Consider the following 12,398-nt stretch of genomic DNA (forward strand, 5'->3'; position numbering starts at 1 on the left):
GTCGTAGCCTGTTCGAGTCGTCCGTCTCGGATGATCGGAGTGGCAGATCGGATGGTCCAAGCGGGCCATTGCAACTGGTAAGCACGTGGTGGTCCACCGCACCATCGAAATGGACCCCCGAGGTGCCAGCGGCATCCGGTCTCGGGGGATCTCCGGGTTCCGCACGGATGGGCGAGAAGCGCCCACGGCGGCGCCGTCGAAAGGCATAACCGCCACGGGCGGTGCCAGGGAGGGGCAGGGCGCGGTGCGCAGACTCGGTTCGCGGTACGTGCTGCACGAGGTACTGGGGCAGGGCACGACGGGCCAGGTATGGCAGGGCGAGCGGGTCTCCGACGGCACGCCGGTCGCCATCAAGGTGCTACGGCCCGAACTCGCCGATGACCCGGTGATCGTCGAAAGGTTCCTGCGGGAGTGGGACCTGCTCGCCAAACTGGACGACCCCGGTCTGGTCGCCGTGCGCGACCTGGTCAGGGAGCCGGACACGCTGGCCCTCGTGATGGACCTCGTCGACGGTCCTGACCTACGGGCCCATCTGCGGCAGTACGGGCCACGCCCCGCCCGGGAGGCGGTCGGCATCGCGATCGGCACGCTGGACGCCCTCGACCGGGTGCACGCGGCCGGCATCGTGCACCGCGACGTCAAGCCCGAGAACATCCTCATCGACTCCGCCGACCCGGATCGTCCGGTGGTGCGACTCACCGACTTCGGGATCGCCCGGATGATCGGTCGCCACACCCAGCAGGCCACCGGCCCGGTCGGCACTCCCCTGTACATGGCGCCGGAGCTGGCCGCGGGGGCCCCGCCGACCGCCGCCGTCGACGTCTACGCGGCCGGCGTCGTGCTCTACGAGATCCTCGCCGGCTCGCCGCCGTACGACTCGCCGAACCCGGTCGAGCTGCTGCGCGCGCATCGCGAGGACGAACCGCAGCCGATCCACGGCGTCCCGGCTCCCCTGTGGGATGTCCTGTCCCGCATGCTCGCCAAATCGCCGCGGGCCCGGCCGATCAGCGCCGCCGAGGCGGCCGACGAGCTCGACGAGGCCCTCGCCGCCAGCCTGCGTGGTGCCGCCGCGGCAGCGCCGGCAGGCATGCCGATCGGCCCCGCCGCGGCGCCCCCCGGGCGCTACACCTCCGTCGCCCGCCCCACCGGTGCCCGCCCCATCAGCACCCGGGTCCTGGGGCCCCGTTCCACCGGAGCAGCCGAGGGTGCCACCGCGCCGCGCACCGCCGCGCTGGGTGCCGGCGTGATGGGAACCGGCGTGATGGGAACCGGCGTGATGGGAACCGGCGTGATGGGAACCGCGGCGATGGGCGGCGGTGACACCCGGGGGAACTGGAGCGACCTGGAGCACACCCAGATCGCCGGCGGCCTGCCCGCGACCACCGTGGGCCGAACCGGCCGAGGCTGGGACTCCGACGTGGAGATGACCCGGATCGCCGGAGCCACCGGTGCTGGTGCTGGTCGTGGCCTGGGTGCCGGTCGCGGCGCCGGTGGGGGCAGCCCGACCGGGAGCCGGGCCGGCGGCTGGAGCGACGCCGACGCGCCGACCGGGTTCGCCCCCGTCGTCCGGGTCCCGGCTCACTCCGGTGGCCCGGCGGCCGACACCAACACGGTCATGTCCGCGGCTCAGCAGCCCACCCCGTCCAGCGGTGGGCCGGGTGGCCACGGCGCACGGCGCGCCGACCGTCGGCGACGCACCCGGATCGCCGCCGGAGCCGGCCTCGTCGTCGCCCTGGTCGCCGGCGCCGGCGGCTGGGCGCTGGCGTCCAACGGTGACGCGAACAGCTCGCTGAGCGCGGCCACCGGCGTCGAGGTCTCGCTCGACCCGAGCGCGACCACCGCGCCGGGCGAGTCGACGAGCCCCGGCGGCGGGATCGTCGCGATCCCCGGTGCGACGCAGGCCGGGGTCGTCGGTCGACCCGGCGCCCACCCGGTGTCCACCGCGGCCGGCGCCGCGCCCGCCACCTCGGCCGCACCCACGACCGGACCGACCGCGGGAAGCAGCCCGGCACCGTCCCCGACCGATGACGGGACGGCCACGGTGCCCAACACCGAGGGCTCGTCGGTCAACGCCGCGGTCAACACCCTCAGTGCCGCGGGCTTCCAGAACGTGGACAAGAAGTTCGACTGCTACGACAACGGGGCCGTGGACGCGGTCGTGCGCCAGAACCCCAAGGGCACGAAGGTCGCGAAGACCACCCGCATCGCGTTGCAGGTCCAGGGCAACGACTGCACGGTCGTCCCGAACGTCACCGGCATGACCGAGGCCAAGGCGAAGAGCACCCTGAACGCCGCCGGCTTCTACTGGATCAACGGTGCCTGCCCGTCCGGCTACACCAGCCAGGTCACTGGCTACACGCCCACCGGACGACGCCCGAGCGGCTCCTCCACGGTGACCCTCACCCTCACCTGCGCCGCCCCCGCGACCACCCCGCCCCCGGCCAAGGCGACGCCCGCGGCCGCCAAGTAGGCCAGGCCCCTCCCGAACGCGCGTCCAAAGCCCGGTCGGACCGCCCTCACCCGGCAGCCCGACCGGGCTTTGTCATGCGCGGTGCCCCCGACACCCCCACTGCCGGCTGCGCTGCCCACTACCGACGCTCACTGCCCGACGCTCACTGCGCTGCCCGCGATGCCCGCCATCGACGATGGTCACGTCCTGTGTGGCGCATCTTCTGGGGGCCGGCGGGCGGTGCCGGACACACGGCAACCACCGGGCCGGCGGGCGGATAGCCGGACGGGCGGCGACCGGGAGGTCAGCCGAAGCGGTCGATCGGCAGGGAGCTGACGTCCGAGGAGGAGGGCAGGGAGCGCAGCTCGGGGCGGCTGCGGCCCAGCGATCGGGGCGGTCGGCTGTCGTCCACCCGCAGGCTGCGTGGCAGCGGCATGGGGACCGGGAGCTCGGACTCGGGTTCGTCCACGGTGGGGATGGCGGTCGCGGTGGCGGCCCAGAGGTTCACCTCGACGATGATCTCGCCGCTGTCCGACGACATGCGCAGCCGGCCGCCGTGCACCTCGACCAGTCTGCGCACGACGTACAGGCCCATCCCGGCACCATCCGTGGAGCGGGTCGCCGTGCCATCGCGCTGGGTGAAGGGCTCGAAGAGCTGGCGGATCGTGTCGGGATCCAGGTCGGGGCCGGGGTTGCGCACCCGCAGGACGACCTCGTCGCCCACCCGGCCGGCGATGAGCCGCACCGGCGCACCCGGCCAGGAGTGCACCAGCGCGTTGTCCACCAGGTTCGCGACGACCTGGATGAGGGCCTGGCGGGCCATCCGGACGGACAGCTTGTCCGGCAGGTCGACCGTGACACTGCTGGGGGAGCTGGTGTAGGGCAGGCCGGCGAGGACGTGCCGGACGACCTCGGGCAGGTCGGCGATCGTCGTCTCGTCGGTGCCGGTGGCCGTGGCGGCCGTCAGCATGTTCTCCAGGAGCCGGGAAAGCCGGTCGGAATGGCGCACCGCGGTGTCGAGCAGGTCGTCGAGCTGGGCGTCGGTGAGCCGGTCGCGGCGGCGGCGGATGGTGAGCAGGTTTCCCCGGATACCCGTCAGCGGCGTGCGGAACTCGTGCGAGACCGTGGCGACAAGATCGCTGCGGATGCGGTCGGTCTCCTCCAGCCGGGCCATGAGGGACTGCTGCCCCTCGTGCAGCTGCTGACGGTAGTGCTCGACCCGGCGCCGGGACTGCTCGTTGTAGTGCCAGAAGACCATCTGCGCGCAGGCCAGCGCGAAGATGAACCCGGCGTGCAGACCGGCGAGCAACCACGCGTTGTCCAACATCTGCGAACCATCCGTGACGATGTTGCCCATCGTCAGGTTCGCCACGAACACGAACGCGATCGCCAGCAGGTAGACCGTCCACTCTTCGTAGAGCGCGATCAGGGCGACCACGACGAAGAAGTGGAAGTACATGGGCGTCAGACCGTCGGCGATGTGCACCAGCACGACGGAGCAGCACAGCAGGCCCAGGCTCGCCGCGAGCGCCCGCACCCGGCGCCGCCCCGGCACCACCGCCGCCGCGAACAGCAGGCCCGAGGGGGTCGCCGCCAGCAGGCCGTGCCCGGCGCTGCGGCCCTCGACGACGGCGTAGCCGACGATGATGGGCAGGTGCAGGGCCAGCATCAGGCACATCAGGGTGTGCCGGGCGGTCCAGTCCTCCAGCGGCAGGCCGCGCCCCTGGGGGAGGACGGCGGCGAGACGGCGCATCGGACTCGACGCGTCACGCTCGTCGTCATCGTCTGTCGGCGGCATGGATCGTGCGGCGCCCGTCACCGCTGCCTGCGCCGCGGCGGTGACCCGCTCGCCCCGGCGCGCGCCGCGACCAGCCCGGGCGCTGCCATGACGACGGCGGGCCCGTTCGGGGGTCGGAGGGCTGACGGTGGACATCCGCGCAATTTTCTACCGTTCGAGCCCGGGAGCACCATGGTTGTCAAGGGTGGTGTCGCATGGCGACAGTGCCCAGGTTTGACTAGGCCTTCCGCACCACCTTCGACCGGGCTCATCGGAGGATGGCGCAAGGGTTGGTAGTCCGACCAGGCTGTGGTCCGCGAGGTGGTCCCAGGACGGCCACCCATGGAGGAGGACACCGTGCCCCCAGCGGCCCTGACTGCCTCGACCGCGATCGCCTTCGGTGTTGCGCGTGCGGCCCGCTCGGGTTCGCCGGCCGACGACCGCGCCGATGAGGCCCAGTCCGCCCTGGCGCTGACCGCACGGCCCCGGCTGCGGCTGGTCTCGACCATCGAGCCGCTCGCCGTGACCGACGGCCCGGCCCCCGAGGTGCACGGCCGGGGTGGCCCGAGCTCCTGCGGCTGCCGTGACTGCGCGATGGCCCGTCACCCGGCGGCGATGCCCCGGCTGGCCGTCGTCCGCTAGGGGCGGCGCGCCGGGCCCACAGACGACAATGGCCCACGGAGGAAACTCCGTGGGCCATTGTGACGCATGGGACACGTGCATACCTCTGGCCTTCTGAGGGAAGAAAGAAGATGCACCACTGCTGTAGCCCCGACCGGATTCGAACCGGCGCTACCGCCTTGAGAGGGCGGCGTCCTGGGCCACTAGACGACGGGGCCAAGACCTCCACACCGATACCGCGAAGAGCATCGAGTGGAACCATATTGAACTGTGCGACTTACTGTACATGATGCCGGACAGGTCCGGCGAATCGGCTCTGGTGACCGCCGATCATGCAGCTGGGGTACCAGGACTCGAACCTAGACTAACGGAGCCAGAATCCGTTGGGCTGCCAATTACCCCATACCCCAGGGGCCTCGCCAACCCCCTGGGTTACCCAGCGGGCCGTTCGGCGTTGCCTACTGTACCCCATCCGGCGCGCTGACCGGACGGGGAGGTCCGACAGCGCGTCGGCGTGGCGACCCCGTCCCGGGTGCCCGGCGCGAGGTCGCCGGGGCTGGGTTCCTTGTCCGGAAAAGGGGCCGGCGTTCGCCCCGCCGACCCGGGTGGATCAGCGTGCGGTCACCGGGTTGGTCAGGGTGCCGATGCCCTCCAGGGTCACCGCGACCCGCTGCCCGGGCCGCAACGGACCGACGCCGGCCGGGGTGCCGGTCAGCAGCACGTCCCCGGGTAGCAGGGTCATCGCCGCCGACATGTAGGCCACCAGCTCCGGGACGCCGCGCAGCAGCAGCTTCGTGCGGGAGCTCTGCCTGGCCTCGCCGTCGACGGTGGTGCGCAACGCCAGGTCGGACGGATCGAGCTCGGTCTCGATCCAGGGACCGAGCGGGCAGAACGTGTCGTGGCCCTTCGCCCGGGTCCACTGGCCGTCGGCCGCCTGCTGGTCGCGGGCGGTGACATCGTTCGCGCAGGTGTAGCCGAGGATGACCTCCGCGGCCCGCTCGGGGGACACGTCCCGGCACAGGCGGCCGATCACGACGGCGAGCTCGCCCTCGAAGTCCACCCGTTCGCTGTCGGGCGGCAGCACGATCGGATCGCCCGGCCCGGCCACGCTGGTCGACGGCTTCAGGAACAGGACGGGGCGGGCCGGGGCGGCCTCCCCACCCATCTCACGGACGTGGTCGGCGTAGTTCTTGCCGACGCACAGCACCTTGCTGGGCAGCACCGGGGCGAGCAGTCGGACGTCGTCCAGCGCGAAGCGCGCGCCGGTGAGGGAGAACGGACCGAACGGATGGGGCGCGATGGCCGCGACGACGGCCGTACCGTCCTCGACCGAACCCTCGACCACCCCGAAGCCGGGCTCGGAACCATCGGTGAACCTCGCGATACGCACGCCCCCGACCGTATCCGTCCATCGGCCGATCGCGGCGACCCACCTGACCCGAGGTGATCAGGTTCGCCAGAACGGGGAAGCTGACCGACAATCGGGCAGGATGACCGGAGCGCTCCCGGATCCGGGAGCACCGACGTGGCGGCGAGACGAGAAAGGACAACCGTGAGCGAGCTCGACACGACACCGGTGTACGACGTGGGAGCGCCCGAGCCGAAGCCGATCGACGAGGAGCTCAGCGTCAAGCTCGGCCACCTGGCCGAGGACGCGATCCTGCGCGGCAAGCCGAACGGCACCGAGCGGTGCGACAACTGCCTGTACTACCTGGACACCGACAAGGACATCACCTACTGCTGGCACCCCAAGCTGCGCGTGCTGGTGGGCGGGGACTGGTGGTGCCAGTGGTGGGAGGAGATCGAGGACTGAGCACGTTCCCGGCGGGCGGGTCATCTCGGACCCGGCCGCCGGCCGGCGCCCCTGAGGTCAGTGGGCGGCGGGTCAGTGGGCGGCGGGGTCCGGGCGCTCGCCCTGGCGGCGCAGGCCGAAGGTGACCGCGTCCTCCAGGGCCGACCAGGACGCGGCGATGATGTTCTCGTCGACGCCGATGGTGTCCCAGCGGGAGCGACCGTCACCGGTGCCGACCAGGACCCGGGTGACCGCCCCGGTACCCTGGCGACCGTCCAGGATGCGCACCTTGTAGTCGACGAGCTCCAGATCGGCAAGGCCCGGGTAGGACTTCTCCAGCGCCAGGCGCAGAGCCCGGTCGAGCGCGTTGACGGGGCCGTTGCCCTCGGCGGTGGCGACGTGACGGGAGCCGTGCGAGGTGAGTTTCACCGTGGCCTCGCTGACCACCTCGCCGCCGGGGCGCTGCTCGACGATGACCCGCCAGGATTCCAGGGTGTAGAAGCGCTGGCGGCCGCTGACCTCGTCGCGCAGGAGCAGCTCGAAGGACGCCTCGGCGCCCTCGTAGGCGAACCCGGCGGCCTCGCGACTCTTGATGATCTCCAGAATGCGTCCGAGGGCGTCGCGCTCGTCGGAGAGGTCCAGCCCGATCTCGCGGCCCTTGAGCTCCAGCGTGGCCCGGCCGGCGAGTTCGGAGACCAGCATCCGCATGTCGTTGCCGACCACGGCCGGGTCGATGTGCTGGTACATGTCCGGGTCGATCTTGACGGCGCTGGCGTGCAGACCGGCCTTGTGCGCGAAGGCGCTCGTCCCGACGTAGGGGCGGTGCGGGTCGGGGACGGAGTTGGTCACCTCGTCGATGGCGTGGGCGACCCGGACGAGTTCACCGAGGCGCCCGGGGGGCAGCACGGCCTGGCCGAGCTTGGTCTCCAGACCCGCGATGATGCTGAACAGGTTCGCGTTGCCGCAGCGCTCGCCGTAGCCGTTGGCGGTGCCCTGCACATGGGTGACGCCGGCCTCGACGGCGATCAGCGAGTTCGCCACCGCGCAGTCGGCGTCGTCGTGGCAGTGGATGCCCAGGCGCGCGCCCGTGGCCGCCAGCACGTCGCTGACGACGGTGCCGATACGCCCGGGCAGCATGCCGCCGTTGGTGTCGCACAGCACGACCACCTCGGCGCCGGCCTCGGCCGCGGTCCGCACGACCGCGAGGGCGTAGTCCGGGTGGGCCAGGTAGCCGTCGAAGAAGTGCTCGGCGTCGAGGAAGACCCGCTTGCCCTCGGCGTGCAGATGCGCGACGGTGTCCCGGATCATCGCCAGGTTCTCGGCGGCGTCGGTGCGCAGCGCCCGCTCGACGTGGCGCAGGTCGGACTTGGCCACCAGGCACACGACGGACGTGCCGGCCTCACGCAGCGCGGCGACCTGCGGATCGTCGGCGGCCACCCGGCCGGCCCGCCGGGTGGCACCGAACGCGGCCAGCTGGGCGGTGTGCAGCGACAGCTCCGAACGGGCCCGGTCGAAGAACTCCGCGTCCTTCGGGTTCGACCCCGGCCAGCCACCCTCGATGAAACCGACGCCGAGGTCGTCCAGATGGCGCGCGACCGTCAGCTTGTCTCCGACGGACAGGGACAGGCCCTCCTGCTGGGTGCCGTCCCGCAGGGTCGTGTCGTAGATGTGCAGGGAATCGGGATCATATGGCCGCACGCCGGGCGCCTCTCCGGTGGATCGGATGGGGCCGCGGGACCAGACCGACGCGGCCGCTGCACGCTCCCCCCAGCCGCACGTGGACCACACTCCGGCGAAAGCGGCCGGCAGGCGCGCAACCTGGGCCGCCACGCGCCCGGCCCCATGGGTCAGCGACCGGAACGCGCGACGGAGACGGGTTCGCCGCCGGAGAACCAGCCTACGTGTAACAGGCCTGACATGTGAACAGTGTGATGTGTGCCATGGCGCCCCCGACCGCCGGGCGCCTCACGCCGTGCGCGGCGCGCTCAGTCGCCGGCGAAGCGACGCAGCCGGTCGACCTGCATGATCGTGATGGTCTGGCCTTCGGACAGAATCCAGGCCCGCTGTTCGAACTCCCGCAGCGCCTGGTTGACCGACTGCCGGGAGCCGCCGAGCAGTGAGGCGATCTCGGTCTGGGTGAGGCCGAGCTCGATCACCGGGCGGCCCGCCTCGCGCATCCGCAACAACAGCAGCTTCGCCACCCGGCGCGGCAGATCGAGGAACACCAGGTCGGCGTTGGCGCCGGTCAGCCGCCGCACATGGGCGACCAGAGCTCGGATCAGCTGCTCGGCGACCGCGGGACGTTCGTGGACCAGCTCCCACACCGCCGCCCGGTCGAGTACCAGCGCGGTGCTGGGCTCGAGCGCCTCGACGCTGGCCGAGCGGGTGCCCGCCTCGACGAGGTTGAGCTCACCCAGGGTCTCCTGCGGCCCGGCGATGTTCAGAACGTGATCGCGGCCGTCATCGGCCTTGGTGAGCACCTTCAGTCTGCCGCTGGCGACCACGAGCAGGGTGTCGGCGGGCTCCCCCTCGCTGAAGACCACCTGCCCCCGTCGGAATCGCCGCGTGACCGCGCGGGCGGCCAGGCGCAGCAGATCCTCCTCGTCCAGCTCCTTCAGCAGTGTGGTCGCGCGAAGTAGGGCGACCGCCTCGTTGTCGTGCATGCGGTGACCGTAGCGTTGCCGGTCCCCCTCGTGTGCCGCAGCCGTCGACAAAGCCCGTACGGACGGGCCGGACGGACCGCGCGCGGTGTGTGGCGGCACACCTGACACCTCAGGCCGTCACGCGACTGCTGCTCCAGCAACGCACGACGTCGCGCATGCTCAGGATGCCCGCGACCTCGCCACCGGAGGTCACGATCAGGTGACGGAACTCCCCACGCAGCATCGCGGCGGCCGCCTCGTCGAGCGACCAGCCCGGATCCGCGAAGACGACATCGCGGGTGAGGTGGTCGCCCGCGAGCTCGACGTCGGCGTCCTGCCCGGCCGCCACCGACCGCAGCACGTCCCGCTCGGTCAGGATGCCGTAGCCCTGACTGTCCGCGTCGTGCACCACCGCCGCCCCGACCCGCCGGGCGGCCATCAGCCGGGCCGCCTGGCGCAGGGTGTGCCCAGGACCGATCATGAGTACAAGGGAGCTCATCCCCTCCGAGACCTGCACGTCGCCTCCCGACGTCCGCCCCCCGACGCTTGTGCGTTCGTGAACGCTTCACAGGCGACGGTAAGCCTGGTCCGGCGCTTTTACCAGACCGAAGCGGGAATCGGCGTGCCCTCGGCGTGACATTCGCCACCCTGAGGGATGGAGTCGGCGGGTGGCGGGCTCAGCTCTGGACGAGCTCGTTCCAGGAGCGGTAGCGCTCCAGCTCGCCCCGGGTGGCCTGGTGGAAGATCTCCAGCAGCTCCCGCGTGACGGGCCCGGGCTTGCCGCTGCCGATCTGGCGGTCGTCGACGGACACGACCGGCACGATCTCGGCCGCCGTCCCGGTGAAGAACGCCTCGTCGGCGAGGTAGAGATCGGTGCGCACGACGTGCTGCTCGACCACCTCGTAGCCCTGATCGGCGGCGATCTGCATGATCGAGGCCCGGGTGATGCCGCCGAGCGGACCGTCGGTGAGCAGCGGAGTGATCACCTTGCGGCCGGAGACGAGGAAGACGTTCTCCCCGGTGCCATCGGCGATGTGGCCGTTCGGGCTGGTCAGGATGGCCTCGTCGTACCCGGCCTTGACCGCCGCGACCTTCGCCAGCGACGAGTTCAGGTACTGCCCGGACGCCTTGGCCGCCGGCGGGGTGATGTTCGGGTCGTTGCGCTTCCAGGAGGAGATCATCGCCCGCACGCCGTTGGCCTCCGCCTCCTCCCCGAGGTAGGCACCCCACGGCCAGACCGCGATCATCACCTCGACCGGGGACGGCAGCGGGTTGAGCCCCATCTCGCCGTAGCCGAGGTAGACCAGCGGCCGGATGTAGCAGGAGGTGATGTCGTTGACGGCGATGGTCTCCTTCGTCGCCGCCACCACCTCCTCCTCGGTGAACCGCGGCTCCATCACGTAGATCTTCGCGCTGCGGTAGAGCCGGGCGATGTGGTCGCTCAGCCGGAAGACCGCGGGCCCGTCGGCCGTCGCGTAGCAGCGAATGCCCTCGAAGACGCCCCACCCGTAGTGCAGTGTCGGGTTGAGCACGTGGATGCGGGCATCGTCCCAGTCGACGAACTCGCCGCTCATCCAGATCTTGGAGGTGGGGGTGATGGGCACAGCGGACTCCAGGCCAGTATGCGACGACTCGAGACGGACCGGTCGGCGGGAGGAACGGGGCAGGATCCACGGCCCCGGACGAGAATAACCAGCCGGCGACGCGGGGCGAGACGCGACGACCCGCCCGGCCCCCCGATCGGATCAGCCGGCGGCGCGGGTCGCCAGATCCTCGCCGCGTTCACGGGTGGACATCGTCGCCGCGTCGGAACCCGCCCGGGAGGCCAGCGACGCCGCCACGGCCGCCTCCACCCGGGCGGCCTCGTCCGCGTGCCCGAGATGGTCGAGCAGCATGGCGACCGAGGCGACGGTCGCCGTGGGGTCGGCGAGCTGGCGGCCGGCGATGTCGGGCGCGCTGCCGTGTACCGGCTCGAACATGCTGGGATGAACCCCCGAGGGGTCGAGGTTGCCGCTGGCCGCGAGCCCGATCCCCCCGGTGATGGCCGCGCCGATGTCGGTGATGATGTCGCCGAACATGTTGTCGGTGACCACCACGTCGAAGCGGCCCGGGTCGGTCACGAAGAACATCGACGCCGCGTCCACATGCTGGTAGCCGACCTGCACCTCGGGGAATTCGACGGCGACCTCGGCGACGGTGCGCGACCACAGGTCACCGGCCTTGGTGAGCACGTTGTTCTTGTGCACGAGGGTGAGCTGGCGGCGTTCCCGCCGGGCCGCCCGACGGAACGCGTCACGCACCACCCGCTCGACACCGAACCGGGTGTTCAGGCTCTCCTCGGTGGCGACCTCGTGCGGCGTACCGCGGCGCAGCACGCCGCCGGCACCCGCGTACGGCCCCTCGGTGCCCTCCCGAACCACGATCATGTCGATGCTGGGATCGCCGGCCAGCGGCGAGCGGACCCCGGGGTAGAGCCGCACCGGCCGCAGGTTGACGTGGTGGTCGAGCTCGAAGCGCAGCCGCAGCAGCAGGCCCCGCTCGAGGACGCCGCTGGGCACCCCGGGATCGCCGACTGCGCCGAGCAGGATGGCATCGTGCCCACGCAGTTCCGCGAGGACGGAGTCGGGCAGGGTCTCGCCGGTGGCGTGCCAGCGGCGCGCGCCGAGGTCGTACTCGGTCGTCTCCACCTTGGGATGCACGGCACGCAGCACCCGTAGCCCCTCGGCCACCACCTCGGGGCCGATCCCGTCACCGCCGATCACCGCAAGCCTCATAAGGCCGACTGTAGCCGTCCACGACGACCCGAGGCGGCCCGACCCGGCCCGTGTGCTGCGCTTTCGCCCGGTCACGGCGCTGCCGTGGCCCCGCCGCCGCGCATCCGTCTCCAGGACCCGCCGGACAACCACCGAATCCACCCACAAGATTGCGGGGAGTAATCAAAATCCGGCAACACAACGACCATGAACAACACCGTTGTTGACAAATTGACGGATGTCCACCGCCATCCATCCGGCCATCGCCCGACATCGCCGCCGAAGATTTTTGGGCGACACTCCGACCTGGCCGTAGATCAGGGACACCAGGTCCGCGAACCATCCGCCATGCGCCACCCCACGG

The 12,398-nt window shown here is 71.6% G+C and carries 11 protein-coding genes and 2 tRNA genes; 3 read left to right on the forward strand and 10 right to left on the reverse strand.

Translation table 11 applies throughout. The features are described 5' to 3' along the window. Positions 1–244 precede the first annotated feature (244 nt). On the forward strand, positions 245–2,470 hold the full coding sequence (locus G6R24_RS12345; RefSeq protein WP_163549398.1) for a serine/threonine-protein kinase: 2,226 nt from the start codon (positions 245–247) through the stop codon (positions 2,468–2,470). 283 nt (positions 2,471–2,753) lie between these two features. Here G6R24_RS12345 and G6R24_RS12350 read toward each other — a convergent pair whose 3' ends face one another. Then, positions 2,754–4,382, reverse strand: coding sequence for a sensor histidine kinase (locus G6R24_RS12350; RefSeq protein ID WP_163549399.1), 1,629 nt, complete (start codon positions 4,380–4,382; stop codon positions 2,754–2,756). A 201-nt stretch (positions 4,383–4,583) separates the two neighbouring features. Between G6R24_RS12350 and G6R24_RS12355 the strand changes: the two genes are divergently transcribed. After that, positions 4,584–4,868 carry a hypothetical protein gene (locus G6R24_RS12355; protein WP_163549400.1) on the forward strand — a complete coding sequence of 95 codons (285 nt, stop codon included), beginning with the start codon at positions 4,584–4,586 and terminating at the stop codon, positions 4,866–4,868. A 124-nt stretch (positions 4,869–4,992) separates the two neighbouring features. Here the strand turns inward: G6R24_RS12355 and G6R24_RS12360 are convergent. The 3 genes from G6R24_RS12360 to G6R24_RS12370 form a co-directional block, all read right to left on the reverse strand. After that, positions 4,993–5,065, reverse strand: a tRNA-Glu gene (locus G6R24_RS12360). A 120-nt stretch (positions 5,066–5,185) separates the two neighbouring features. Then, positions 5,186–5,257, reverse strand: a tRNA-Gln gene (locus G6R24_RS12365). Positions 5,258–5,457: 200 nt separating this feature from the next. Continuing rightward, on the reverse strand, positions 5,458–6,237 hold the full coding sequence (locus G6R24_RS12370; RefSeq protein WP_163549401.1) for a fumarylacetoacetate hydrolase family protein: 780 nt from the start codon (positions 6,235–6,237) through the stop codon (positions 5,458–5,460). Between the two features lie 162 nt (positions 6,238–6,399). On the opposite strand from G6R24_RS12370, the gene G6R24_RS12375 reads away from it, so the two are divergent. Then, on the forward strand, positions 6,400–6,660 hold the full coding sequence (locus G6R24_RS12375) for a hypothetical protein (protein ID WP_163549402.1): 261 nt from the start codon (positions 6,400–6,402) through the stop codon (positions 6,658–6,660). Between the two features lie 72 nt (positions 6,661–6,732). Here the strand turns inward: G6R24_RS12375 and cimA are convergent, their stop codons facing one another. The 6 genes from cimA to G6R24_RS22355 form a co-directional block, all read right to left on the reverse strand. Then, positions 6,733–8,337 carry a citramalate synthase gene (gene cimA, locus G6R24_RS12380; RefSeq protein WP_163549403.1) on the reverse strand — a complete coding sequence of 535 codons (1,605 nt, stop codon included), beginning with the start codon at positions 8,335–8,337 and terminating at the stop codon, positions 6,733–6,735. Between the two features lie 287 nt (positions 8,338–8,624). Further along, complete coding sequence (locus tag G6R24_RS12385) at positions 8,625–9,302, reverse strand: Crp/Fnr family transcriptional regulator (protein WP_163549404.1); 678 nt, start codon at positions 9,300–9,302, stop codon at positions 8,625–8,627. A 109-nt stretch (positions 9,303–9,411) separates the two neighbouring features. Next, positions 9,412–9,798, reverse strand: coding sequence for a CBS domain-containing protein (locus tag G6R24_RS12390; protein ID WP_163549405.1), 387 nt, complete (start codon positions 9,796–9,798; stop codon positions 9,412–9,414). Between the two features lie 160 nt (positions 9,799–9,958). Further along, positions 9,959–10,885, reverse strand: coding sequence for a branched-chain amino acid transaminase (locus G6R24_RS12395; protein ID WP_163549406.1), 927 nt, complete (start codon positions 10,883–10,885; stop codon positions 9,959–9,961). A 141-nt stretch (positions 10,886–11,026) separates the two neighbouring features. After that, complete coding sequence (locus G6R24_RS12400; RefSeq protein ID WP_163549407.1) at positions 11,027–12,055, reverse strand: 3-isopropylmalate dehydrogenase; 1,029 nt, start codon at positions 12,053–12,055, stop codon at positions 11,027–11,029. Between the two features lie 162 nt (positions 12,056–12,217). Beyond that, positions 12,218–12,398, reverse strand: a 181-nt coding sequence (locus tag G6R24_RS22355; RefSeq protein WP_225438452.1) for a hypothetical protein, incomplete at its 5' end; no start/stop codon positions are given.

This window comes from Candidatus Frankia nodulisporulans, assembly GCF_902806475.1.
Taxonomy (GTDB): domain Bacteria; phylum Actinomycetota; class Actinomycetes; order Frankiales; family Frankiaceae; genus Frankia; species Frankia umida.